Here is a 24364-nt window from a genome sequence, read left to right as displayed (position 1 = left end):
AAATAGCATAGAGGAATAGACAATGGATATTGCAGTCATTGGCTCGAATATGGTTGATCTGATTACTTATATTGATGACATGCCACAAGTCGGGGAAACATTAGAAGCACCAGATTTTGAAATCGGGTGCGGGGGAAAAGGAGCGAATCAAGCGGTGGCAGCTGCCAGATTAGGTGCCAATGTCATGATGGTTACCCGCGTAGGTGATGATCTTTTTGCTGAAAATACCATTAAAAATCTGCAACAAGCAGGGGTAGATACCCAACATGTTAAAGCTGTAGCGGGAACCTCCAGTGGTGTGGCCCCGATTTTTGTCGATAAGTCGTCACAAAATCGCATTTTGATTATTAAAGGCGCCAATAACCATCTATTACCAGCAGATATTGACGCCGCCGCAGATGCCTTAAAAACGTGCCAACTGATTATCTTACAACTCGAGATCCCGTTAGAAACGGTTTACGCAGCCATTGATTTTGCGAGACAGAATAATATTAAAGTTATCCTTAATCCGGCTCCTGCCTCCAAAGCATTGGATATTGGCTACGCCTGCCAATGTGAATTCTTTATGCCAAATGAAACAGAACTGGCTATTCTGACAGGAATGCCAGTAGACAGTGTGGATAATATCTATCGGGCAGGGCGTAGTTTATTAGATAAAGGCCTACATAATCTGATTATTACTTTGGGGCATCGTGGTTCGTTATGGATGCATGGCGAAGAAATTCATCATGTTCCACCGGTCAGTGTTCACGCCATAGATACCAGCGGTGCGGGAGATGCTTTCATTGGGTGTTTTGCTCATGAATATGTCTTGCATGGCGATGTATTAAAAGCCATGGAAATGGCATCTGCTTTTGCTGCATACAGTGTCACCGGCAAAGGAACGCAACGTTCTTACCCTGACGCGTCGCAATTTATTGATTTTTTAAAAACCCTACACCAAGGAAAATAAAATGCGCCTTAATACCGTTCAACTGCCCGATGGCTATTTAAATAAAACACCTTTATTTCAGTTTATTTTGCTTTCCTGTTTATTCCCTCTTTGGGGATGTGCAGCCAGTCTGAATGATATTTTAATTACCCAATTTAAAAGCGTTTTTGCACTTAGCGATTTTGCCAGCGCACTGGTACAAAGTGCTTTTTATGGTGGTTATTTTCTGATTGCTATCCCTGCATCATTAGTGATCAAAAAAAGCAGTTATAAAGTCGCTATATTGATTGGGCTAACACTTTATATTGTGGGTTGTACTCTATTTTATCCGGCCTCTCATATGGCAACCTATACGATGTTTCTGGCGGCTATTTTCGCCATTGCCATTGGGTTAAGTTTTCTTGAAACAGCCGCGAATACCTACAGTTCGATGATTGGTCATAAAGATTATGCAACGCTGCGGCTCAATATAAGCCAGACTTTTTATCCTATTGGCGCCTTGATGGGGATCGTATTAGGGAAATATCTGGTATTCCAGGAAGGTGACAGTTTACAGAATCAAATGGCATCAATGACGCCAGAACAGATTCATGAATTCCGCCTAAGCATGTTAGAACACACATTAGAACCTTATAAATACCTGATTTTTGTCCTGTTATTGGTCATGCTGCTTTTTGTCATTACCCGTTATCCTCATTGTAAACCGCAAGGTGACAATAATAAAAAAGTGGTTCAGCCTTCATTAAAAGAAACACTGAAGTATCTGGCAGGAAACAGTCGCTTCAAAAAAGGTATTATGGCGCAGTTCCTCTATGTGGGAATGCAGGTTGCGGTATGGTCCTTTACTATTCGCTTAGCGCTAAACCTGGGCGCATCCAATGAGCGAGATGCATCAAACTTTATGATTTATAGCTTTATCTGTTTCTTTATCGGTAAATTTATTGCCAACTTCCTGATGACTCATTTTAAAGCTGAGAAAGTATTAATTGCCTATTCCATCTTAGGGGCGTTAACCCTGTTATATGTGGTATGCGTACCTAACTTTACTGCAGTTTATGCGGCGGTATTTGTCAGTGTCTTGTTCGGGCCTTGCTGGGCGACTATTTATGCTGGCACTTTGGACACTGTGGATAATAAATATACCGAAGTTGCTGGAGCCATCATTGTCATGTCAATAGTGGGTGCCGCCGTCGTTCCGGCATTGCAAGGCTTTGTCTCTGACCATCTGGGTTCAATGCAGCATGCTTTCATTGTCTCATTACTATGCTTTGTTTATGTAGGTTTCTATTTTTGGGGTGAACTGCGCAATAAGCAGCGGGTCAATGCGGCAATATTGGCAAATAATGAATCCTAATTAACCGGAGAGTAATCATAAATGACCGCCAAAATAATGCTGTTTCGTGAACAATTCAGCCGTCATGAGCAGGAAATTTATCACAGCGATAATTTTACTGTGACCAGTTTTAAATATGCATCAGGTATTGAAGCGTTAAAAATCACCAACTCAAGAGGTTATGTAACTCTGTTACCTTATTACGGCCAGATGATTTGGGATGCAGAATTTGATGGTCACAATCTCAAAATGGATAACATGTTTTCTCAGCCTAAGAGGGGGGAGAATATTGTCGATACTTACGGTTGTTTTGCGTTCCATTCAGGTCTGCTGCGCAACGGTTGCCCATCACCTGAGGACGATCATGTATTACATGGTGAAATGCCATGCGCCGAAATAGATCAAGCCTGGTTACTTGTTGATGGTGATCGACTGGCATTGACGGGCAGTGTGGAATATGTAAAAGGTTTTGGTGACCACTATTGTGCTCAGCCGCTAGTTCGGCTGACAGCAGATAGTGCACAATTCGATATTGAAATGAATATCACTAACTTAGCCAGTATCGCTATGCCTCTACAATATATGTGTCATATGAATTACGCTTATATTCCAGGGGCCACTTTCCGGCAAAATTTACCTGGATCAGCCTTAAAATTACGTGAGACGGTGCCCGCACATGTTCGTCCGACACCACAATGGCTGCAATACACTCAGCAATTACGGGAACGCCCGGCGGGACTTACTGATTTAAATGAGCCTGAGTTTTATGATCCGGAAATTGTATTCTTTGCTGATGATCTTTCGCAATATGTTGATAATGCAGAATTCTTTATGCTTGCCCCACAAGGACATCGGTTTGTAACGCGTTTTTCAACTGAGCAGTTTAATTATGGCACTCGCTGGATACTGCATAATGGCGATCAGAAAGTGGCTGCTTTTATTCTACCCGCAACCTGTCGCCCTGAAGGGTATTTAGCTGCAAAAGAAAAGGGCACTTTGCAGATGTTATCTCCAGGAGAAACTCGCCATTTTAGCGTAACCACAGGGGTAGTTTAATACCGGTTTTTTCTTTATTAAAGCGGGCATGGAAGCCCGCTAGTTGTCTTAAATAAAACTAAAGTCGGCCATAAAACGTCATTCTGGCGCTTTCAGATAACGAAATGTCGGGCTGTGAATTATAAGCTAGAACCACCAGCATTCGGGTGATATCACCCTGTGTTGGCGTCACTCGATGAATGGCATTTCTGCCGCGGAATAGGACTAAATCCCCCGGTTCAATGTGCAATGTTTTGGGCGCGATTTGATGGTTTAATAGTGCTTCGACTCCGGAGTAATTCATCTCACCTTTATCGGCATCTCTCATCTCTTTAATATATTCAAACACGCCACCCGCCTGAGGTTTTTGTATTAATAAGGTGATGGCAAAAGATGAATTATCAAAGTGCCAGCCTAATTCCTGACCTTGGCTGGCGTAGTGTAAATTAATTGAAGAAAGAGAATCGGCGTAGGGATAGAGCTGATCTTCGCCTAAGACAGCACAGAGAAAAAACTGAAAATCAATAGCACCATAGAGTTTTCGTAGTGCAGAACCAACGGGGATTTCCTCATCGGTAATGCAGCCTTTTGATGAGGTGACCAATCGATTCCGTGGGTGATCAGTGGCAAATTCCGGATCAGTTTTGGTCAAATAAACATTGTGTTGATTAGCCGCGTAGTAAGCTAAATGTTTATGCTCAATACCTTCTTGCTTAATACTATTCAGGGCCAGTGGTAATAAAAAATCAGATAAAACCAAGGCACCGTAGGTTTCTAAGGTACTTTTACATTGTGCAATGAATGCCGGGTCGTTGATCGGATGGGCAGTCATATCAATTATCTCAGCGAGTTTCTGCATATATCCCCACAATTGTGCTAAATGTCACTTGGTTGCTACATCTAACCATATAGGATTATTTGCAACCAGAATAATAATAAAACGTTACCGTCAGATTGAGTTTAGCTATGGGAATGGGGGTGAAGCATAAATATCTTTGCTAGCTGAATGCATAGTGAACTGGCATAATTGGTTTATGACCTTTTGGGCATGCACTCTACTGAGCGCGCCATTATATAAAATATAATACGACTTATTATTTAACCTATAAATTGGACTTAAGTGCAATTTATAGGTGACCTCTGTGTTTTTACGGTGCTTAATTTGTGTAAAGAGAATCAGTAAGAAGAATTATTTATTAAAAATTGCCCTTAAAGGCAGAATAAAAATTATTATTTTAAGATAGGGGCATATAAACCATCGTGGCTAAGAGAAAATCTACTGGTACCGTCTGGGTTATCCTACTGATCGTTGCTTTAGGGCTGATGACAGGGATCCCAAGAGAGGCGTGGATTGCACTGAGTGCGGCTATCTTATGCATGTTTTTTGTCTGGCAGAATCTCAACGGAACCAAGAAGCCCGCAATTCCATCGATTAATACTGATATGCAAAAAACCGCGGCGGTTCCGGACCTGGGTGATTATCAAGTTGCCGCTTCTCAATTAGAATCAGAGCAAACCATCACGCCAGACGAAGTCAAGAAGAAACACACTGTTGATGAAACAAAAAAAGACAAGAAAAAACAGCCTGATGTATCGCGAGGTTCTTTAGCTCGTGCGTCATGGTTACGCCCTGGGGAACTGGCAGTGGTTGCCGGAATAAACTTACCTGATGGTATGATTTATATTGGTAATAAATACAAAAGTAATCGCACCGGCGCAGAGCCAGCATTTATTAATCCATCAATGGATGTGGCGACAGAAGAAATAGATATCTCATTGCCACTTATTGATAGTGCACCTGATTACTCGACTTGTTCGCCTGAAGCGAGAAGAGGGTATTTACAATGGCTAGCCGAAGGACGCAAATCTCCCACAGCAGATATTGGCTATGTTTTCTTATTTTTCTATGGCTTAGAGCATCGTGTACTCATTGATGCGGCTATCGACCCAATAGCAAAGAAAGAACTTCCTATTATTGAAGCTGAAATTAATCGCCTGCTGAATATTTATGGGAAAAATAACGCGTTTAATCATTATGCACAGAATTTATTAGTTTATATCTCCCGAGTGAATATAGATGAAAAACTCTATCTCTCAGCTCCTCCTACAACTCGCGAAGCTTCAACTGAACTGCCACTAGCTTTATTGGTTGGGTTGGGGCAATTAGCCCTTGACCAGAAACCACTACCGGCACCATGGGCACTTGCATGGGGAGAAGCTGACCCGGCAATTAACCAAAATATTTCTATGGCACATTGTGCGGATGTTTTTGCCACTCTGTTCTTTCAGCGTTATCAGGAGCAGTATGGCGACGGATTTTTATTACCGGTTAATAAAACCAAGTTGCAAATATTCTATCGGCCTGCATCAGCGGGTTTGATGGGGCAAGAGTTCTTCCAACAAATTGCCGATCTACCCAATGTTGCTGTGTGTAAAGCGCATCGCGATAAGTTGCGAGCGATATTTGAAGCATGCCAACAAGAGCTTGATATTTATAACCGCTTTGCCAGTGTTAATCCGAAGAAAAAAATGTCACTGGAAGGGCAGTTATTAATGCCGGGGGCATTGTGGTCTGTGGCATTAAAAACTGAATTAGAGAATATCAAAGCTCGAGTCGGTTATGGGTTATTGATGGTCACATTGGGTGAGCTGTTTCTTCAACTCACTACGGCCTGTGGCATCAAGCCATTAGAGCGCTTATCACGCAGCCATGTTATGGCATTAACTTATGCATTAGCGTCTTTGCAAGTGGGTATTGAGCCTGATGTCCGGGCAGATAATCGCACGCCTGTATTACAAGATGCTGTTGCACTGTTTCCTATTGAATCTCTGGTTGCGGAGTCGGCAACCTTCGATACCTACCGTGTCACGATGCTGACTGTCGAACTTGCCTGTGCTGCGGTGATGTTTGATGGAAGTATCGGTGAACCTGAATCGCAAATATTGACCCGACATATTGATGCATGGGGCTTCCTGAGTCCCGGTCAACGGATGCGCCTGAAAGCCTATTTGCAACCGGGTATTCGGAAAACTAATACACTGCTAGCGCTGAAGAATAACTTAGAGCCGCTTTCACTGGAAAATCGCCGAATTATAGCGCGGTTCCTGGCTCACTTGATTCAGGTCGAAGGTACTATTACGCCACCAGAAGTGAAGTTCCTTGAGCGGGTATATAAACGTTTTGGTCTGGGCAGTAAATTGGTTTATACCGACCTTGATAGCCGTGCAACGCCAATGACATTAAGTCTACCGTCTGCGGCCATTGATGTGGTGACTGATGTCGATCGCGTCAATCTGCTGAAAAAGGAAAGCCAAGGGTTGGTAACATTACTTGAGGATCTGTTTGTGACGCAAATGGCTGCGGTGCAAACAGCAGAAGAAATTAATCCACGCTCGATGGCAGCAATAACAACTAATTTAACTGATAGCGTTGCGACATTCTTAAGACTACTGATTTCACGCGATTCTTGGGAGCGCGAAAAATTGGTGGATATCGCCGCTGATATGGAAGTTAAACTTGATGACGCGCTGATTGAAATTAACCGAAAGGTATTAGCTGCGTTTGATACCCCGTTAATTACCGGTGATGCCACTATCATGATAGATCGCGATATATCCGCTGCGCTGCTGCTATGAAAGGTCTCTATCTATACACCAACCGCAATACTCGCTACCATGGCGCGCCTAATAATGCCAAAAGCCAGAGAGACAATAGTAATGAAATATCAATGGATACTGTTCGATGCGGATGAAACTCTATTCCACTTTGATGCTTATCAAGGACTAAAGCTGATGTTCTCGCGCTTTAATGTGGATTTCTCCGTACAAGATTTCGAACATTATCAGTTGGTTAACAAACCACTCTGGGTTGATTATCAGGACGGTAAAATATCGGCATCCGAATTACAAAGCACACGTTTTGAAATGTGGGCTGAAAAGCTGGGTGTGGCAGCGACTCGCCTGAACAGTGAGTTTTTAATTGCTATGGCCGATATCTGTTCACTGCTACCTGGTGCGCGTGAGTTAGTCGATGCTTTAAGCGGTAAAGTTAATATGGGTATAATTACTAATGGTTTCACCGAATTGCAGACTATCCGATTGGAGCGAACCGGGTTAAAAAATATTTTTTCTCCGTTGATTATCTCGGAGCAAGTCGGTGTGGCTAAACCCGATGTGGCTATATTTGAACATGCATTCAATTTAATGAATAACCCCGCGAAAGAAAATATTTTGATGGTGGGAGATAACCTCCATTCGGATATTCAGGGAGGTATCAATGCAGGTATTGATACTTGCTGGCTTAATACCAGTGGTGCAGTGGCGGATGAGAATATTGCACCGCGTTATCAAGTCAGTTCACTGGCCGAATTGCAAAAATTATTGTTGGCATAATTTAACGCGACTTCATGAAATAAGGGCGGTTAACGATATAATATCGATACCGCCCTTATTATTTTCTCCATACCAGCCGTTGTGCTAAGCAGGATAGAGAAATGCGACTGCGCTATTACCGCTGATTGGCGACTAAGTCTTCAACTTGATCAAAAATAGGCATTTCAGAGTCAAAACGGCACACCTGAAGCACGTCTTCGAGTTTTTCCAATTGGCTTATCATTTGCTGTAAACGTTGATCATCTAATACCTGCAACCATATACGGCTCTCTTCTCCGCCAGCCAGTGGCATACATAATATCCCATCAACGTTAAAGGCGCGGCGGGCGAATAAACCACAAATATGCGACATAACCCCAGGGTGGTTGCGTACCGTTAACAACAGCGTGACGCGTGCAGAAGAGACGAGTTGACTAGTCATATTATTCACCTCCAATCATATCGATATTTGCCGCACCCGGCGGCACCATTGGATATACTTTTTCATCTACATCAATCAGAGCATGAATAAGTACCGGGCCAGGGCGATTTAATGCCTCATGTAATGCGCTATAAGGGTCACTGGCGGTATTGAGGTCACAAGTTGAGAAACCAAATCCTTCTGCAATATGAATAAAATTGGTGCGATAAGGGTAATCTGCGGCAAAAATTCGCTTACCGAAGAACAGGTCTTGTTGCTGATGGACTAACCCGAGTGACTGGTTATTCATCAAAATAATCTTAACGTTAAGTTGCTCTTCCGCAGCCGTCGCCATCTCTTGAATATTCATCATCAGGCTGCCATCACCGGAAAAACACACTACTTTTGCCAACGGTTTGGCCAATGCTGCGCCAATTGCCGCGGGCAGGCCAAACCCCATAGTGCCCAGCCCACCGGAGGTTAACCACTGGCGGGGGCGATGCAGAGGATAGGCCTGAGCTACCCACATCTGATGCTGGCCGACATCGGTTGTAATGATGGTTTCATCATCCAATGCGGCGGCAGCAGCACGAATCAAACCATAGTGGCACAATGGATTTTCGCTATTGGGCTGATTGAATGGGAACTCGCGTTGCATATCGCTAACCTTGCTACGCCATTCACTGCGCGCTTGCGATTCTATCAAGGGCAGCAAGTGAGTTAATACCTGTTTGATATCCGCATTCATCGCCAAATGTGGTCGGCGAATCTTACCCAGTTCAGCCGGGTCGATATCAATATGAATGATACTGGCATCAGGGCAGAACTGTTCGGCTTTTCCGATAGCCCGATCATCAAATCGAGCACCGAGTACAATCAATAAATCCGCTTGTTGCATGATGAAATTGGTGGATCGCGCAGCATGCATTCCTAACATGCCTAATGATAATGGGTGGTCAACTGGCATAGTGCCTAATGCCATTAATGTCATAGTGGTTGGCAAACCGGCTTGTTCAGCCAGTTGGATGGCTTGCTCATGAGCCTCAGAGCTGACTATTCCGCCCCCGAGATAGAGCACTGGCCGCGCTGCGCTGTTGATCATTTGCGCAACTTTCGTAATGGCAATGGGGTCAATCGGGCAAGGTTTATCGGCAATCCCTAGCTCAGGCAAGTAATCAAGCTCGATTTCCGCTGTTTGTACATCTTTGGGAATATCAATCCATACCGGGCCGGGGCGGCCAGATTGTGCAATGCGAAATGCCGCCGGGATGACCCGTGTCAATTCACTGATATCACGCACCAGATAATTGTGTTTGGTTATAGGAATCGATATGCCGTAGGTATCGACTTCCTGGAATGCATCAGTGCCGATCATTGAGGATGAGACTTGTCCGGTGATGCAAACCAGTGGAATTGAATCGAGCTTGGCATCGGCGATTGCGGTAACCAAGTTGGTGGCGCCCGGGCCACTGGAAGCCAAACAGACAGCAGTTTGCCCCGTGGCTCGGGCCATGCCCTGAGCCATAAAGCCAGCGCCTTGTTCATGTCGCGCCAGTACATGGCGGATAATGCGACTTTGCCCCAGAGCATCATACAGCGGAAGCGCGGCTCCACCTGGAATACCTGCAACAGTGGTAATGCCTTGCTGTTCCAGCAAACGAACTATTAATTGGGCGCCTGTATAACGCATGGTTATATCCTTCATCAGGGCCGGTAGCTAACAGAGTGGGGCTAAAAAGAAACCCCGCTCGGCTGGCGCCGGCGGGGTTTGGGAATCTTTCTGGATTCGGTACCCGTTACGGCGCGCTGCCGACCACCACCACGCGCACGACGACTACCGCGTCAACATGCGCGGTGTTTAGTAGAGCGAAATGGGCAGTGGAATAGTTCACGGGATATCTCATCAATAAGTGTTGTAAGTGTAATAAGTCTGATAAATGAAATCAGTGTAGTAAGCTTTAAGAGATAAACACGCTTTCATCAAAGGTGCAAGAACGCCGAATAGCCAGAATGCAAAAACCGAAGATTGATCACAAAGCGACGTAAGGTGATATCAAGTGAATAATTATTTAATTAACTGAAAATCAAGGATAAATCACTTAAAATAAATACCCTTCCCAGCGTTGCGCTGGAAAGGATGAAAAAATAGGTTATGACATAGCTATTGGCTGGATGGGTTTTAATATGGCCGCTAATTGCGCTTGATGCTGCTCGCTAATTTCACTGCTAGCAGAATAACCCTCATTATGAATAATCATTTCACCTAAGCCAACCAACCAATCATAAATATAAAATGCCGTGTTATTGGTGGGTGTGGGGGCCAATTTGGTCAGCCTTTGCGAAGCGCCTATCGGTGATGCGGATGTAGGGATGCGCGCAAAAATCTTATAGCCCCGGTTAATACGGCTATCTGGCCGTTGAGTTTCATTGATTTGCAGGAATCCTAGCCAGGCCACGAAATCACCCAACACCGTCAGGGCGCGAGAGACTTGACGATCGGCCTTAGTATCGCGATGCAAACTGACTTGCTCATTATCAGCCAGTATTTTAACCAATTGCCCAGTGACATCTAATCGAATGCTGGCGGTGATTAACTCAGCAACCAGCAACTCAATAGTCGGTTTGGTGATCCCCAACAACTCAATAAGCGGCCCGTTATCGGGTAACTGCCGCAGGTGATTAACCCAGTAGCGTTGCACATTCACAGCGTATTGAGTTTCATCATCCCCACCAGACAGTATCGCGGTAGACGTCGGTTGTTCCGGTGATAAAGATGAGTCGCTGAACAAGTCAATATCAATGCCAATACTGAATGGATCGTGATGACTGTCACCAGCGGATATCAGCTCAGCAACGCGGTTTTGTTGTTGTAAATACAAAGCCCGTAACTCATCACGCGCAGGTAATAATCGCTCCAGCAATTCGCCATGCAGGCCAGTTCGGGTTTGCAGTGCTTTAAGTAAAGTTTCTGCAATACGCTGCTTCTGTTGTGATTCATTGGTGACTGGCTGATACCAACTGGCGAGCATGTTCTCGGTCAATTCGCGTTGCAGTTCATTAAGCTGCTCGGTGATGCGTTCGGCCTTAATATCACGGCCAATTTCTTGTGTCAGATAACTCACCATCCGTTCTATGCCGCGAGTATCCCATGCCAGCAGGGTACCCCAACTGCTATCACCGGGTTGGCCAACATAGCGCTGTACCGCTTCATCATGGTTTTTTGCGCTATCAGAAGCTGTTGCGCCATCTGAAGCAATACGCGGGTCGAAAGGTGTTAGCGCCCAGATGAGGCCAGGATTGCGGCGCGAGCGCACTTGGGCATTTTCGCCCTGAGACTGTTTAACCCAATAATCCAGTGATTTACCCGCGGTTTTAACGTCACTACGGTGGCTCACTGCATTACAGATCAATAGCATATTGATTTGTTGCCTCTCCGTATAGCGTTCAAGGAGATAGGCGTTTTTTGCCCATGATAACGACCCAGCCAGTGCATAAGGCGAATGCGCTACCTGCGCGGGCGTATCGAATTCGTCGCCAAAATCAGGAAAATCTAATAATTCTACTGATTCGAATACATTATCAGTGGCAGACATACGTAATGGGATATGCAGTTCCACGGCTAAAAATGTCAATTCAGCCAGTGACAACGTCACCGATTTCCCGGCGAGAGTATCTTTCAACGGCAGTACTTGGATCTGAGTATCAGCTGGGGTATTCAGGTCATTGAGCGTGGCGACATTCATGATGCCGTTGGCGGGCAACAACATGTCGTCAACTAACACACTTAGCGGGGCCAGTAGCAGTGGCGCGCTATCCAGGTGCTGAAATGTGTAGGCAAAATGACGATAAGCATCCGTCAAGGGCTGCGATTCAGCCCACAGCAGTGAGAATAAAATGGCCCGATCATCAATTCGTAAATACGGTGCCAATTCAATGGCGATCGGCCAGAAATAGGCTTCCAATCTCTTTTGGCGTGGGGCGTCATGGCGAGCCAGATAATCCCAAAGGCTAATGACATCATCAGCGGTTATCCCTGCAATCGCAGTCTGTTGCTTGCGCATCGTCAATTGCTGGAGATGGTCGGTAATATGTTGCTCACTCAGTGAGTGCTGCACCATGTCTTGCTGACTATCGTGCAAATAGGCTCCCACCACTATTTTGGCCAGCTCAATTTCATTCAGTAGCGAAAGTTGTACTGGATGAGTTTCATGATTGATAGCCACTTGGTGACTAAACCGCGTCACCAGACCACTGGCTTGGTAGCCAGGTTTGATTTGCTGCCAAAAGTTAAGTGTCTTTCCCGCTAGAGTGGTTTCTAACTGACCGTTTTCATCGGCAATCAGCGCTGAAATCAAATGCTGTTTTCCGGCAGGAGATTGCCCAAAAAAGCCAATACTCATGGGCGTTAATGACACTTCAGACAGATGGAGAGCCTTGTTACGCTGGCGACGCAGTTTGACGGTCAGTTGATCAGCTTCAATATCCAGACGAAGGGCATGTTGACGCGTCGTGTTAATCCAATCAATCGTCTGATCAATGCCTTGGGTAACCTGTTGAAGCTGGCTTTTAAGCTGGCGGCTGGTTAATGATTTCATTTTTTAAATACGCTCCCACTATCAATCCAATAATGGGTTGATGCTGAGCCATTACTGGCGAGTGTGTTTAGCTTGAGACGCAGATGATGTAGTGGAACACGGCTGCCATCTTGCAGTACCGCGTCAGCTATCTCAAAACGTTCCGGACTCTTGTTTTTATCAGAGACAGTTTTATCACCTTTAACGAGTTTCAACCTGACATACAAGGCACCGTCTCCGGCAACTTTACGGGCCAGTTCTTGATCGATAATCGATAAGGTATAGAGCGGGGATGCTGGCCAGCGGTCATTATCAAGCTGGCGGAAACCCAGACATGACGTGCCTCTGACCTGAAAACGCACGTCAGATGGTAGGGTGAAATCCGTACTATCAAGATCGATATCGCGATAGTAGACATTTTCATCGGTCAGGGCATCGTTGTTGCCCAGCATGCCAAGATAGCGGATAGTCGAATAAGGCTGGAAGTCACCGGCTTTGAAGTAAAAACCGGCTAGCCGTAAATCAAGTGACAACAAACATAGCATTGCCCCCACCGCCGCGGTGGATTTAGGATTATCGATTCGGCCCTGTTTGTTAAATGGATACCAATCGTTGGTATGGTATCCATCCAGAGAAAGAATACGGTTATTCGGCAGCGGCTGTAAGTGACGGAATAGGGCCTGAATACCTGGGAAGCGCGAAGGGCGCCCCGTCAATAACAACACATCGCAACTGTAGAGCGACACCACTTCGGACAGCGAACGCAGGTTTTGAGTAATACTCATCCGGTTAGATAAGAACTCGCCGTGCAATTTACTTAATTTCAATACCAGCGGCACCTGCAAGATATCGAATGCTCCAGCATCGGCGGCCAGTTCACGCTGAACTTCGCTGTTAATGTATTCCAACACCTTCGATGTGGGATGCTGCGATAATAGCTCACCAAAGCTGGCGTCGATTTCTGCATTGGTATCCAATGGGTCAAAGCGTTCATAAGCTTCCAAAATAGCCCGGCCTACTGGCATAAATATCTGTAACGTGGCTTGCTGACGTAACGCCGATTGTCCATCCATTCGTCCATCATTACCGAACAGCCGATCCATCAGTGCATCAGTATTGGCAATAGCCACTTTCTTAAGCCGAGCCTGTAGGGCTGGCAAAATATAGAGCTGAATAACATCCAGCAAAATATCGTCACCCGCGACTTTAAACCCCTCGCGGAACAGTAAACGCGGGCTGATTTTGACATTATTGCCCATACCATCATCCAGCCAGTATTGCGTAATGGCCAGATCCGTGGTGCCGCCACCAATATCAATTGAGGCGATTCGTAAGGTTTTCCCTGCGGTTTCGCCCGACTCCAGTTGCTTGTCTGGCCGTGCCATGCTGGCAAAAAACGCGGCAGTACGCCCACCGAAGTTAACCTGGGTTTCGTTATACAGATAAACCATCTGACCACAGGTGGCTTCATCCCATTCCATCTGAACTGTCGGCACCAAGACTCGGTTTTTAGTCCGGTCTTGCTCAGCGACCTGTTTTTGCTCAAAGATCGGTTTTTGCTCAAAGATAAAGTCCTCATCTGCTGAATGCCAACCCATGGACTTCCACACCAGTGCAATAGCTTCATTCATCCGACGGCGGAAAATCTCCCGCTCAGGTTTGGGCATAGCTGACGGCAGAGTGAGAATAATGGCCCGCAGCTGGCGCGGGGCGTTGGCATGAGTCATTTTCAAGCGCTGTGCTGCGCTGTTTATTTGCATCAGCGCCTGCGCCAGTAGCTCCGATAACATGAATGTCATCAATGAGCTGCGGCTATAATGTGGCGAGAATACTGGCAGCCGCTCATCGACTGGTATGCTGTATAAGGGCTGGCCGTCATCATTCACCAGATGTGTCAGCGGCAATGCGGTGGCTAAGGGTTCATGTATTTGCGCAGTTTGCGTTTCATTGAAACGCCAGCCTGGAGTATAGGTTTCTTCATCCCATAAATAGCGGCGTGGGCTGGAAATACCGGTAGAACCTTCGGTTCCCAATCGGTGCAGCGCCATACGGCTGGCTTCATTCCCGACACGGGTAATCGACGGCCAGACAAAGGCATCATCGCGGCCACTTTCTACTGAAAAATTCTGTTTGCCGAACTTAGCTTGGGCGAATTCAACCCGGCTCTCAAACAACTCATTATAGAGGTGGTGAGGCTCACTCAGATCGCGGATTTGCAATTCATAGGTTTGTTTCAGTCCATGACTTTCGTCGCTACTGTCTTCCACCAAAATACCGCAGGTATGAGAGTTACCGACATCAAGAATAAGATCGACATTCACTGCAGGTTCTTGCAGGGTGCTGGTATTGATTTTGATTTCTGGCACACCCACCTGGCGGCCCAATAATTCCAGCAAATTAAGATAGTGAGCTTGATATTCGAACTCGCGTAACGATGCACTAATATGGCGAGCGGTGCGTTCTTCCTGCTCAGAAGCTTGCTGAATAAAGACTTCGCGTAACCAGCCATCCACCCAGGTCAAATCAAGAAATTCGGCTAATTCTTCATTATGGTAAGCCAGGGCAAAACTTAATCCGGTTTTGATATCGTTTTCATTGGGCGCGAGATATTCGTTAGCATGGCCTTCAGCGTAAACCTTGGTATCAAAAGCAAGAGTAACCCTTAAGGTATTCCCATCTTGATCAGGGCTATCCAACACTAAAATTTGTACTCTGGCCCAATTATCCGGCCCATTAACGAAGCTACGCGGGGGATTAAAACGCAAGAACGGCAGGGGAAGCCAAATTTTATTCAGCAGCTTAAGTGACTGTTCCAGCGGGAAGCTAAATTCCGGTTTTACAATCTCAGGGGCCGCACCCGGTACCATCAGTGAATATTTGCCATTATGTTCATGGTAATTCAACCGTAATAGCGGGCCATTGGCACTTTTGCGCACAAATTTATTCGGCAGTTCGCTATCAAATTGAGGTTTTAATGCGAAATCCAAAAACTGGATACCACTATTCTGAATCAGCGAAATTTTCTGTTTATAGTCAGTGATCGTTGCCAGCATAATATTATTTAGTCTCGCGCTTCATCGTCATTGGAAGTGTGGTATTGGCATCATAACGGCCTTTGCAATCAGCAATACCGGTAAGGCCTTGCTTACAGACGATCTCAGGCATTTGATATTTTGAACCATCACTACACTGCGCCCTATAGCGGCTGTTAATCACCAAATTCCCCGATTTCATCAGCCCGGCGGTAATATTGGCCTGACAGGTGACGTTGTCACCATGGGTGATTTTTGCCGTGCCTTTACCATTCTTAATCTGATATTTCAGGCTCGGTGCTCTACCTGTCTGGGCGGCTTTAATATCGGGGCTGACGCGCCAATTGCCATTAAGGAAGGTGGTTGAACCCACCTTGACCGCGTCGAACGGGAGTATCAGCGCACTCTTGCTCTGCGCGGCAGTTAACTCTGGCGCAGCAACCGGTTGTGCTACTAAAACAGGTGCCGGGGGAACAATAGTGGCATGTGCTAGCGGGAGTTTTGGCTCCAGCAGCGGCTGAGCCATCTTGATAATCGGGGTGCTGGGTTCAGGCTCGGCTTTATCTTTAACTGTCTTATCTTCAGCCATCTCATTGTTAGCCTCCGCTGGCTTAACCTCGGGAGACGCCGAAGCACTTTCCGGTATTCCGCCACTGAATTGCACGATTAATGCGATAATTAATGCCAGAACGGGCAATGCCCAGCTGAACCGCAGCCAATGAGATGTTTTTTTCTCAGGCAGGGAGGGCGGTACAGCTTCTGGAGTCGGCTCTATGGCAGGTGCAATATCAGCTGGCGGTAATGGTTCGCTAATCGCGGCAACCGGCGGCGCGACCGGTGCAGATTGCACAGCGCTCAGTGGTGAAAAAGTCGGCTCAATAGCTTCAGCTGTTTGCCGTAAGCAATCAAGTGGGTCGGTTCGTGTTTTTTGATCCTGACTGACAAATCCCCAAAAAGTCAGTACCGGTTTGCCAGCCACCAGATAAACATGATTCTGATCGGGAAATTGCAGGGCTTTGGCCAACAACACACCGAATAACCGCTGAGCGGCTTTATCTGACTTTTGCGCACGCTGACATAAATCATTGGCACTGGAGAGGCAGGCAGATAGTTGTTTTATCGCGGATTTTCGCTCTGTGGTGCTGGCCGCAACCCATGAGGTCACTTTACCTTCAATAGGCGCATACCAGTCAATGCGATCACCTTGTTCATTGAGTTGAGGGATCGCCAGGCAATCGGCAATCGGCTGCTGTTTCTTGAGACGCAATGCCTCTCTAATCTGAAGTGCAGCAGCATAAACCGGCTGTCCGTTTTCGCCCAATGCCAGAATATCGTCCAAACTACCACTGCGTAAAAATGATTTCGCCACGCAAAAGAGACCTTTTCAAAGCAGAAAATAAAGTGTTATCTGCGACAGCGACTATTTTAAGGTCGGCGAAGGGGAATCAAACGCGGGAATAAGTGGCAAAATAGTGCTATTTCTATTGCTGTTCGGATTTATTGAGTAAGCTAAACACTGCCTTTACGCGTATTGCAAGGAGATATCTTGAATCAATCACAAGCGACAACTCATCTCTCGGCCGTTGAGGCGATAGAGAGGCTGGAGACATTATACGCGGCGGCGCTGGCCGCATTGCGTGATGCCATCAGCGCCTATATTCGCGATGGGGCTTTGCCCGATGTGGGTGACCGGGCGAAGGGCTTATTTTCATATCCACAGCTGAGTGTCAGTTGGGATGGTCGATTCCGAGATCATCAGCGCACCAGAGCTTATGGCCGTTTTTCGCGCACCGGCCAATACAGCACCACAATCACTCGGCCAACATTATTCAAAGAATATCTGACTGAACAGCTGACATTACTCGAAAGTGAGTACAATGCCGTGTTTGAAGTGACACCGTCACAACAAGAAATGCCGTATCCCTTTGTTATCGATGGCTCAGACCTGATTCTCGACCGTTCGATGACCGCAGGGCTGGCCCAGCATTTTCCGACCACCGATTTGGCTAAAATCGGTGATGGCATCACTGACGGTATTGATATTGCCGGAGCCGATTTCCCGCTATCGCATTTTGATGCGCTACGGACAGACTTTTCCCTGGCACGACTCAAACATTACACCGGCACACCGGCAGAACATATTCAGCCCTATATTCTATTTACCAATTACAGCCGCTATGTTGATGAGTTTGTCAGTTGGGCCTGTCAGCAGATTCTGGATCCATCTAGCCCTTATAAGGCGCTATCTTGTGCCGGGGGGAGCTACATCACTGCTGAAACTGCCGATCCAGAGAAGACAACATCTGATTTGGCATGGAAAAAATACCAAATGCCGGCCTATCATTTAATCGCTGAAAGCGGGCATGGCATTACGCTGGTAAATATTGGCGTCGGCCCCTCTAATGCCAAAACCATTTGTGACCATCTGGCGGTGATGCGGCCACACGCATGGCTGATGATCGGGCATTGCGGTGGTTTACGTGAAAGCCAGGCGATTGGCGATTATGTATTGGCTCATGCTTATTTGCGTGATGACCATGTATTGGATGCGGTGCTGCCACCGGATATTCCGATCCCCAGTATTGCTGAAGTTCAACGGGCATTATATGACGCCACCAAAGCGGTCAGCGGTATGCCGGGGGTTGAAGTCAAACAACGGCTGCGTACCGGAACGGTCGTGACTTCCGATGATCGTAACTGGGAACTGCGTTTCTCGGCCTCGGCGCTGCGTTTTAGCTTAAGTCGTGCAGTGGCAGTTGACATGGAAAGTGCCACGATTGCGGCACAAGGGTATCGATTCAGGGTGCCTTATGGCACATTACTGTGTGTGTCAGATAAACCGCTACATGGTGAAATCAAGCTGCCGGGGCAGGCGAATCACTTCTATGAAGGTGCCATTTCCGAGCATTTGCAGATTGGTATTCGCGCCATAGATTTGTTGCGCGCGGAGGGTGACCAACTGCATTCTCGTAAATTACGCACCTTTAACGAGCCACCGTTCCGTTAATATACCCTATAATAACGAGCAAGATATCCTTGGATATTTTGTTCGTTATTCACTGGCTACCATCTTAATAAAGTTATCTCGCGCCAGATCCGCAATAGCACTATTCCAAGCGATGCCCACTTGCCAACTGATATTATTTCCACTGAGTGGCATGATATTTATGCCAGGCGGGGCAATATGCATCACACTTTGCGGTAATAAGGCCACGCCGAGACCAGCAATCACCAGCGCCAGTATGGTCTGAATATCTTCAACCTCTTGCGTCGCGGGCGCATGCCATTGGTTTGATTGCAAAAATAGATCGGTTTGTGTATTGAGTCCACGCCCACGCTCAGTATATAAGCGCAGTAATGGCAGATATTTTAACCACTCATCGGGAGTGTGTGTTTTATCTTGCGGCTTCACCAGCACCAGGCAGTCTTCAAATAAAGGATAAAAATCCAATACCGCTATAGGAGGAGCACGAACAAAGCCAATTTGCAGTTCACCGCGCGTTAATAACGCATATTGTTGCGCCGAGGGAATATCTTCCAGGGTGATAGAGATCGCGGGAAATTGCTGTCGGAATTTGGCGATACAATGTGGCGCGGTATAGAAAGTCGATAGGCCAAATCCAATGGCGATCAGCCCTTCAATACCCTTAGCAACCCGGGCGGCAGATTGTAAAAAGAACTCAGATTGGCTGACTGTTTTCTCAGCTTGAGCGAGTAATTGTTCCCCACTGCGGGTCAACATCGCGCCATGTCGCCCACGGGTGAACAAGTGAATATTCAACATCGATTCCAACAAGTTAATCTGCTTGGTCAGTGCCGGTTGCGTCACGCAAAGGGCCTGTGCGGCATCTCCGTAGTTGCCTTTTTGTGCAAGCATCACAAAGGCTTTCAGCAACTTTATATTCACTTATCCATTCCTGCTGGTAATCAAAAAAGGAAAATCATTCATTATAAAGTTATCAATAGCGCTGCTGTAATACCAGTCATGAAAATCAGCAATAGATATCCTTGGAGGATAAGGTGACTGAATTACCATTAATCACAGCAGCAACAGTACAATTCCAGCATCAGGCCAACAATAAGCAATACAACCTATTGGTTATTGAAAGGTTTATTGAGCAGGCAGCCCTGAAAAACATCAAAATATTGGCTTTCCCAGAGATGTGCATTACGGGATATTGGCATGTGCCTAAATTGGCGGCAGCGCAAGTTATCGCTTTGGCTGAGCCTATCGAAAGTAGCCCATCGATTGCCTTGGTGCGGGCTTTGGCACTGAAACATCAAATGTTGATTGGCGTCGGCCTGATAGAACAGGGGAACGACGGGCGACTCTATAATGCTTATGTCGCCTGTATGCCTGATGGGTCGGTACGCACGCACCGAAAACTGCATGCTTTTGAACACCCAGCTATCAGCAGCGGTGATTCCTACACGGTTTTTGATACTCCCTGGGGAGTCAAAGTCGGTATTCTTATCTGCTGGGATAACAATTTGGTGGAGAATGTGCGCGCAACGACCTTGCTTGGCGCTGATATATTATTAGCACCGCACCAAACTGGCGGAACGCATTCACGCAGCCCATATGGTATGAAGCCCATTCCGCTCGATCTCTGGGAACAACGCGCGGAGAGAAAAGCGGAAATGACAGCAGCTATTCGCGGGCTCAATGGTCGGGAATGGTTAATGCGATGGCTACCGGCCCGTGCACATGATAATGGCCTGTTTATTCTATTCAGCAATGGTATCGGTGCGGATGACGATGAGGTTCGTACCGGCAATGCCATGATACTGGACCCATATGGCCGTATCATCAATGAAACCTGTGAGGCCGCCGATGTCATGGTCAGCGCTGAATTAGATCTGTCGTTAATCCCACTCAGTACGGGACGACGCTGGATTTATGGCCGCCGGCCTGACAAGTATTCTATTTTAACTCAGCGGCAAGGTTATGAACGGGACGCCATTTCAGCTCGTTTTTCCGATGACATTCCTGACGTGAAAAAACCATAAACTCACCAACAGTAGCGGGCTGGGAAACCAGCCTACCTGCGAACGCCAGTACCAATACTGATACTCGATATGCCGCTTGAGCCACCACTCACCCCAACATGGCCAGTATTAGCACAGGCGACGAGTAATAGTGTGAGCATCACGAGGGTTAATGTTTTCATTTGAAGCCCTTGGTTAAACCAATATAAACAGCTTGAGGTTAATGACAAAGTGCCCGTAGTGGTGAAAACAGGCAGATCGTAAAGACGCCACACTTATTTTGTTAAAACAAGCCTTCCCTGGGGGCTCGACCCGCGCCATCCCTGGCGCGGACGCTTTACTCTTCTACCTGTCCTCACCTTGCAAGATCGCGTTGTTGAGGTTTGTCAGCAGTCTGAATAGCTTGATCATATCATTCAGTATATAACTAAAGCGTATGGGGATCGGTGGTTTCATTTTGCTGACAGCGGAATAGGTCGTGTGGGAAATTATAAACAGCGTAAATGTATAGTCGTAACAAGCTTATTCAACCTGATTGGTGACAGTATCTGTTTAATAATCAGATTAATATTTTCGCTCCCAATCAAGAGAATCGCTTATGCATTTTACACAAGCCATTGCCAGACTTCCTGCTGACACCTGTGGTAGCGGTCAGACAACATCCCAATTGGGCGCGCCGGATATTACCGCCACCGGGCAACAATTTCTGGCTTATGTGGATACTTTGCTGCGACTTGGCCTGAAAGTGACCATCTTACCGGCGGCTCCCGCCTTCCCGGACGCTCACTTTGTCGAAGATACTGCGGTGGTCATGCCCGAACTGGCGGTGATAACTCACCCCGGTGCGCCAAGTCGCCAAGGCGAAGTTGACACCATTGAGCCACTATTCACCGATCGTCCTGTTTTTCGCATGAGCCATCAGGGGCATCTTGATGGCGGTGATGTGTTATTAGTGGATAAACAGTTCTTTATCGGACTGACGTCGCGCACCGATAAAGTTGGAATTAGCGAGTTTAGCTCTGCAGTTGGTCGCTATGGTTATCAAGTGACCGCCATTGAAGTGAGCGCCGGTCTGCATCTGAAATCTATTGTGAACTACGTGGGCCGTAACACCTTGTTGCTAACCGAAGATTACCAACACCATCCGGCCTTTGCTGGCTTTAACACTATTGTGATTTCCGATGCTGAGTCTTACGCCGGTAATACCTTATGGATCAACGATACGCTGATTACTCCGCAAGGTTATCCTGATACCTTGGCGCAAATTAAAAAACTGGGGATGCCTATTGTCCAACTTGATACCAGTGAATTTAAAAAAATGGATGGCGGCTTGACCTGCCTCTCACTTCGTTTCTAATCTTTGCCAACACCGGGATTTTAATAATGAAAAAGACATTCGCTGCATTATTGACTGGCTTGATACTTTCCGCTCCCGTAGCGGCTCAGACGATAGAAACTATTAGTTTTGGTGTGGACGGCGGATATCCACCGTTTGATGTGCTGGCGCCCAGCGGCGAGATCACTGGCTTTGATATTGATATCGCAAATGCATTATGCGACAACCTGCATGCCAAGTGTGTGTTCGTCAAACAACCTTTTGAAAGTATGATTGCCGCGCTGAATGCACATAAGTTCGATGCCATCATTGCCTCACTGAGTATCACTGATGAGCGCAAAAAAGAAGTCGACTTTACTGATCGCTACTACCGCAGTGCGGCACAATTAGTGGCGCGTAAAGGCAGCCCATTGTCACCTGATGTTGCCAGCCTGAAAGGGAAAACTATCGGCGTGCAGACCGGCTCCATTCATGAAACTTACGCCAAAAAACATTGGGGTGGGCAAGGAGTCAAAATTGTCTCTTACGCCAATCAGGATAATGTCTATCTGGATCTGATGTCAGGGCGGATCAACGCCTCGCTACAAGATAATATTCAAGCTGCCAGTAGCTTTATCGATACGCCACGCGGGCAGAAATTTACCTTTGCCGGGCCGGTTATTCAAGACGAAACCATCTCATCTGATGTGGGTATCGCCGTCGGTAAAGATAATCCGGCCTTGCGCGATGCACTGAATGGGGCCATAAAAGCTATCCGTGCTGATGGCACTTACGACGCTATTCAGAAAAAGTATTTTAGTTTCGATATTTACGGCGAGTGATTTTTTGCCGTGAACTTTGCGACAACCGGGCTCTGGCACACAGGCCCGGTTGTCGTTTGTGAGCCTTGGGAGGTCGATAATGGTCGCAGACTATTTGCCGTTACTGGCACAGGGGGCGGGCTTATCACTGTGCGTGATGTTGTTGTCACTGGCCGTGGCACTCGCACTCGGCCTGATCAATGCGGTTATCAAGCTGTTTGGCCCACGCTGGCTGCGTTGGATCTCTACCGGCTATACCACATTAGTGCGCGGTATTCCCGAACTGGTCATTATGCTGCTGCTTTTTTTTGGCGGCGAAATGTTGGTAAATGGTTTTCTGGGTCTGCTGGGGTTGGGGCCGCTTCGCTTCAATACTTTTGTTTCCGGTGTGCTGGCAATCGGTATTGTATTTGGTGCGTATTATACCGAAACCTTCCGTGGCGCTTTTCAAACCGTGGATCGCGGTCAGTTGGAAGCCGCGGTGGCTTATGGCATGCGCCCCGGACAAGTGTTTCGGCGGATTATGCTGCCGCAAATGCTCAGTTTTGCTATTCCCGGCATCAATAATAACTGGCTCGGTTTGATGAAAGCCTCTGCCTTAATCTCGATTTTGGGATTGGAAGATATGGTCTGGTTGGCCGAGCAGGCAGGGCGCGCCACACAAAAACCTTTCCTGTTCTACTTCCTGGTGGCGATGATTTATATGGTGATTACCGCGCTGTCCAGTTGGGGCTTTAGTCTGTTGGCGCGGCGTTATGCACTGTCAACCTCAACGGCGGCGAGGGTGCGCTCATGAATCTGCAAACTATTATGGAAGCAGTGCCGACATTCCTGTACAGCGACGGTTCTGATATGACCGGTCTGGCGGTGACTGCCAAGTTATTTTTACTGTCTGTGGTACCCGGTTTACTGCTGGCGCTAGTCATGGCTGTCGGGCAAGCATTCGGCCCACGTCCGCTGGCCTGGTTGATTCGCAGTGTGACTTATTTCTTTCGTAGCACGCCGCTCTACCTGCAACTCATGCTCATCTACTATGGTCTGTCGCAGTTTGACATTGTGCAGTTGGGCTGGCAGGACGACCAACCATTTTGGCTACTGTTCCGTGATGCCACTTTCTGCGCCACACTGGCGTTGGTGCTCAACACTAGCGCTTATGTTGCGGAGCTGTTAGCGGGCATGATGGTGACTTTTCCGCGGCAGGAGTGGGTGGCTGGCGAAGCATTTGGTATGAGTCAGTGGCAAATCATTCGTCGCTTGGTATTACCGGCGACATTACGTCGAGGTATTCCGGCGTTAAATAACGAAATGGTGTTCTTGCTGCATGCGACCTCTCTGGCCAGTACCGTCACATTGCTCGATATCACAGGTGTGGCAAGGGCTTTCTATGCTGCCACTTATTCACCATTTATTCCTTTTCTGATGGCGGCGGCGCTTTATTTGCTGTGCACCTTTATGCTGATTTTCTTGTTTTCACGCGCGGAACGGCGCTGGTTGGCCTTTGCCCGCCACGATTGAACCCTAGCGAGCAATCCAGCTTTAAGT

20 protein-coding genes are annotated in these 24364 nt (G+C 47.0%); 11 read left to right on the top strand and 9 right to left on the bottom strand.

Features of this window, described 5'->3' with window-relative positions; genetic code table 11:
* Window positions 1-22: 22 nt before the first annotated feature.
* The 3 genes from rbsK to ACF3VQ_RS10310 are packed head-to-tail and all read left to right on the top strand — an operon-like array spanning window position 23 to window position 3320.
* Entirely contained in the window at window positions 23-952 is a 930-nt protein-coding gene (rbsK, locus tag ACF3VQ_RS10320) for a ribokinase (protein WP_392435229.1), read from the top strand.
* 1 nt (window position 953) lies between these two features.
* On the top strand, window positions 954-2285 hold the full coding sequence (fucP, locus tag ACF3VQ_RS10315) for an L-fucose:H+ symporter permease (RefSeq protein WP_392435227.1): 1332 nt from the start codon (window positions 954-956) through the stop codon (window positions 2283-2285).
* A 21-nt stretch (window positions 2286-2306) separates the two neighbouring features.
* Window positions 2307-3320, top strand: coding sequence for an aldose 1-epimerase family protein (locus ACF3VQ_RS10310; RefSeq protein ID WP_392435226.1), 1014 nt, complete (start codon window positions 2307-2309; stop codon window positions 3318-3320).
* Window positions 3321-3378: 58 nt separating this feature from the next.
* On the opposite strand, the gene ACF3VQ_RS10305 is transcribed toward ACF3VQ_RS10310, so the two are convergent.
* Window positions 3379-4158 carry a 2OG-Fe(II) oxygenase gene (locus ACF3VQ_RS10305; protein ID WP_392435224.1) on the bottom strand — a complete coding sequence of 260 codons (780 nt, stop codon included), beginning with the start codon at window positions 4156-4158 and terminating at the stop codon, window positions 3379-3381.
* A 401-nt stretch (window positions 4159-4559) separates the two neighbouring features.
* Between ACF3VQ_RS10305 and ACF3VQ_RS10300 the strand changes: the two genes are divergently transcribed.
* On the top strand, window positions 4560-6935 hold the full coding sequence (locus ACF3VQ_RS10300) for a TerB N-terminal domain-containing protein (RefSeq protein WP_392435222.1): 2376 nt from the start codon (window positions 4560-4562) through the stop codon (window positions 6933-6935).
* A gap of 81 nt (window positions 6936-7016) precedes the next feature.
* Window positions 7017-7691, top strand: coding sequence for a pyrimidine 5'-nucleotidase (yjjG, locus tag ACF3VQ_RS10295; RefSeq protein ID WP_392435525.1), 675 nt, complete (start codon window positions 7017-7019; stop codon window positions 7689-7691).
* Between the two features lie 115 nt (window positions 7692-7806).
* On the opposite strand, the gene ilvN is transcribed toward yjjG, so the two are convergent.
* The 6 genes from ilvN to ACF3VQ_RS10265 form a co-directional block, all read right to left on the bottom strand.
* Complete coding sequence (gene ilvN / locus ACF3VQ_RS10290; protein WP_392435221.1) at window positions 7807-8112, bottom strand: acetolactate synthase small subunit; 306 nt, start codon at window positions 8110-8112, stop codon at window positions 7807-7809.
* Between the two features lies 1 nt (window position 8113).
* The gene (gene ilvB, locus ACF3VQ_RS10285) at window positions 8114-9781 is read right to left on the bottom strand and encodes an acetolactate synthase large subunit (RefSeq protein WP_392435219.1); all 1668 of its coding nucleotides are present in this window, start codon (window positions 9779-9781) and stop codon (window positions 8114-8116) included.
* Window positions 9782-9887: 106 nt separating this feature from the next.
* Window positions 9888-9995, bottom strand: coding sequence for an ilvB operon leader peptide IvbL (locus ACF3VQ_RS10280; RefSeq protein ID WP_392435217.1), 108 nt, complete (start codon window positions 9993-9995; stop codon window positions 9888-9890).
* 246 nt (window positions 9996-10241) lie between these two features.
* Entirely contained in the window at window positions 10242-12686 is a 2445-nt protein-coding gene (locus ACF3VQ_RS10275; RefSeq protein WP_392435215.1) for a putative virulence factor, read from the bottom strand.
* Window positions 12683-15718: a virulence factor SrfB gene (locus ACF3VQ_RS10270; RefSeq protein ID WP_392435213.1), complete on the bottom strand. Its 3036-nt coding sequence runs from the start codon at window positions 15716-15718 to the stop codon at window positions 12683-12685. Before ACF3VQ_RS10270 ends, ACF3VQ_RS10275 begins: the two co-directional genes overlap by 4 nt.
* A 4-nt stretch (window positions 15719-15722) precedes the next feature.
* Window positions 15723-17066, bottom strand: a complete 1344-nt coding sequence (locus ACF3VQ_RS10265) for an SrfA family protein (protein WP_392435211.1) — start codon at window positions 17064-17066, stop codon at window positions 15723-15725.
* A 177-nt stretch (window positions 17067-17243) separates the two neighbouring features.
* Here ACF3VQ_RS10265 and ACF3VQ_RS10260 point away from each other — a divergent pair, with 177 nt between their 5' ends.
* Window positions 17244-18704 (top strand): AMP nucleosidase, encoded by a 1461-nt coding sequence (locus ACF3VQ_RS10260; protein WP_392435210.1) that lies wholly within the window; start codon window positions 17244-17246, stop codon window positions 18702-18704.
* A 45-nt stretch (window positions 18705-18749) separates the two neighbouring features.
* On the opposite strand, the gene ACF3VQ_RS10255 is transcribed toward ACF3VQ_RS10260, so the two are convergent.
* A complete protein-coding gene (locus ACF3VQ_RS10255; RefSeq protein WP_392435208.1) occupies window positions 18750-19604 on the bottom strand; it encodes a LysR family transcriptional regulator in 855 nt (284 codons plus the stop codon).
* A 113-nt stretch (window positions 19605-19717) separates the two neighbouring features.
* Here ACF3VQ_RS10255 and ACF3VQ_RS10250 point away from each other — a divergent pair, with 113 nt between their 5' ends.
* On the top strand, window positions 19718-20707 hold the full coding sequence (locus ACF3VQ_RS10250; protein WP_392435206.1) for a nitrilase family protein: 990 nt from the start codon (window positions 19718-19720) through the stop codon (window positions 20705-20707).
* A 32-nt stretch (window positions 20708-20739) separates the two neighbouring features.
* Here the strand turns inward: ACF3VQ_RS10250 and ACF3VQ_RS10245 are convergent, their stop codons facing one another.
* On the bottom strand, window positions 20740-20868 hold the full coding sequence (locus tag ACF3VQ_RS10245; protein ID WP_258018744.1) for a hypothetical protein: 129 nt from the start codon (window positions 20866-20868) through the stop codon (window positions 20740-20742).
* A gap of 416 nt (window positions 20869-21284) precedes the next feature.
* On the opposite strand from ACF3VQ_RS10245, the gene ACF3VQ_RS10240 reads away from it, so the two are divergent.
* The 4 genes from ACF3VQ_RS10240 (at window position 21285) to ACF3VQ_RS10225 (ending at window position 24337) form a co-directional block, all read left to right on the top strand.
* Window positions 21285-22043 carry a dimethylarginine dimethylaminohydrolase family protein gene (locus ACF3VQ_RS10240; RefSeq protein WP_392435204.1) on the top strand — a complete coding sequence of 253 codons (759 nt, stop codon included), beginning with the start codon at window positions 21285-21287 and terminating at the stop codon, window positions 22041-22043.
* Between the two features lie 26 nt (window positions 22044-22069).
* Complete coding sequence (locus ACF3VQ_RS10235) at window positions 22070-22843, top strand: ABC transporter substrate-binding protein (protein ID WP_392435203.1); 774 nt, start codon at window positions 22070-22072, stop codon at window positions 22841-22843.
* Between the two features lie 79 nt (window positions 22844-22922).
* Window positions 22923-23618, top strand: coding sequence for an ABC transporter permease (locus ACF3VQ_RS10230; RefSeq protein WP_392435201.1), 696 nt, complete (start codon window positions 22923-22925; stop codon window positions 23616-23618).
* A complete protein-coding gene (locus tag ACF3VQ_RS10225) occupies window positions 23615-24337 on the top strand; it encodes an ABC transporter permease (protein ID WP_019083111.1) in 723 nt (240 codons plus the stop codon). Before ACF3VQ_RS10230 ends, ACF3VQ_RS10225 begins: the two co-directional genes overlap by 4 nt.
* Window positions 24338-24364 lie beyond the last annotated feature (27 nt).

This window comes from Yersinia fenwicki, from assembly GCF_043099325.1.
Classification (GTDB): domain Bacteria; phylum Pseudomonadota; class Gammaproteobacteria; order Enterobacterales; family Enterobacteriaceae; genus Yersinia.
Note: the sequence above shows the minus strand (reverse complement) of the source record. Positions and strands in the feature narration are given on the sequence as shown.

Coding starts and splice junctions, on each gene's coding strand:
- rbsK (WP_392435229.1), top strand. CDS start 23: ATGGATATTGCAGTCATTGGCTCGAATATGGTTGATCTGATTACTTAT.
- fucP (WP_392435227.1), top strand. CDS start 954: ATGCGCCTTAATACCGTTCAACTGCCCGATGGCTATTTAAATAAAACA.
- ACF3VQ_RS10310 (WP_392435226.1), top strand. CDS start 2,307: ATGACCGCCAAAATAATGCTGTTTCGTGAACAATTCAGCCGTCATGAG.
- ACF3VQ_RS10305 (WP_392435224.1), bottom strand. CDS start 4,158: ATGCAGAAACTCGCTGAGATAATTGATATGACTGCCCATCCGATCAAC.
- yjjG (WP_392435525.1), top strand. CDS start 7,017: ATGAAATATCAATGGATACTGTTCGATGCGGATGAAACTCTATTCCAC.
- ilvN (WP_392435221.1), bottom strand. CDS start 8,112: ATGACTAGTCAACTCGTCTCTTCTGCACGCGTCACGCTGTTGTTAACG.
- ilvB (WP_392435219.1), bottom strand. CDS start 9,781: ATGCGTTATACAGGCGCCCAATTAATAGTTCGTTTGCTGGAACAGCAA.
- ACF3VQ_RS10280 (WP_392435217.1), bottom strand. CDS start 9,995: ATGAGATATCCCGTGAACTATTCCACTGCCCATTTCGCTCTACTAAAC.
- ACF3VQ_RS10275 (WP_392435215.1), bottom strand. CDS start 12,686: ATGAAATCATTAACCAGCCGCCAGCTTAAAAGCCAGCTTCAACAGGTT.
- ACF3VQ_RS10270 (WP_392435213.1), bottom strand. CDS start 15,718: ATGCTGGCAACGATCACTGACTATAAACAGAAAATTTCGCTGATTCAG.
- ACF3VQ_RS10245 (WP_258018744.1), bottom strand. CDS start 20,868: ATGAAAACATTAACCCTCGTGATGCTCACACTATTACTCGTCGCCTGT.
- ACF3VQ_RS10240 (WP_392435204.1), top strand. CDS start 21,285: ATGCATTTTACACAAGCCATTGCCAGACTTCCTGCTGACACCTGTGGT.
- ACF3VQ_RS10235 (WP_392435203.1), top strand. CDS start 22,070: ATGAAAAAGACATTCGCTGCATTATTGACTGGCTTGATACTTTCCGCT.
- ACF3VQ_RS10230 (WP_392435201.1), top strand. CDS start 22,923: ATGGTCGCAGACTATTTGCCGTTACTGGCACAGGGGGCGGGCTTATCA.
- ACF3VQ_RS10225 (WP_019083111.1), top strand. CDS start 23,615: ATGAATCTGCAAACTATTATGGAAGCAGTGCCGACATTCCTGTACAGC.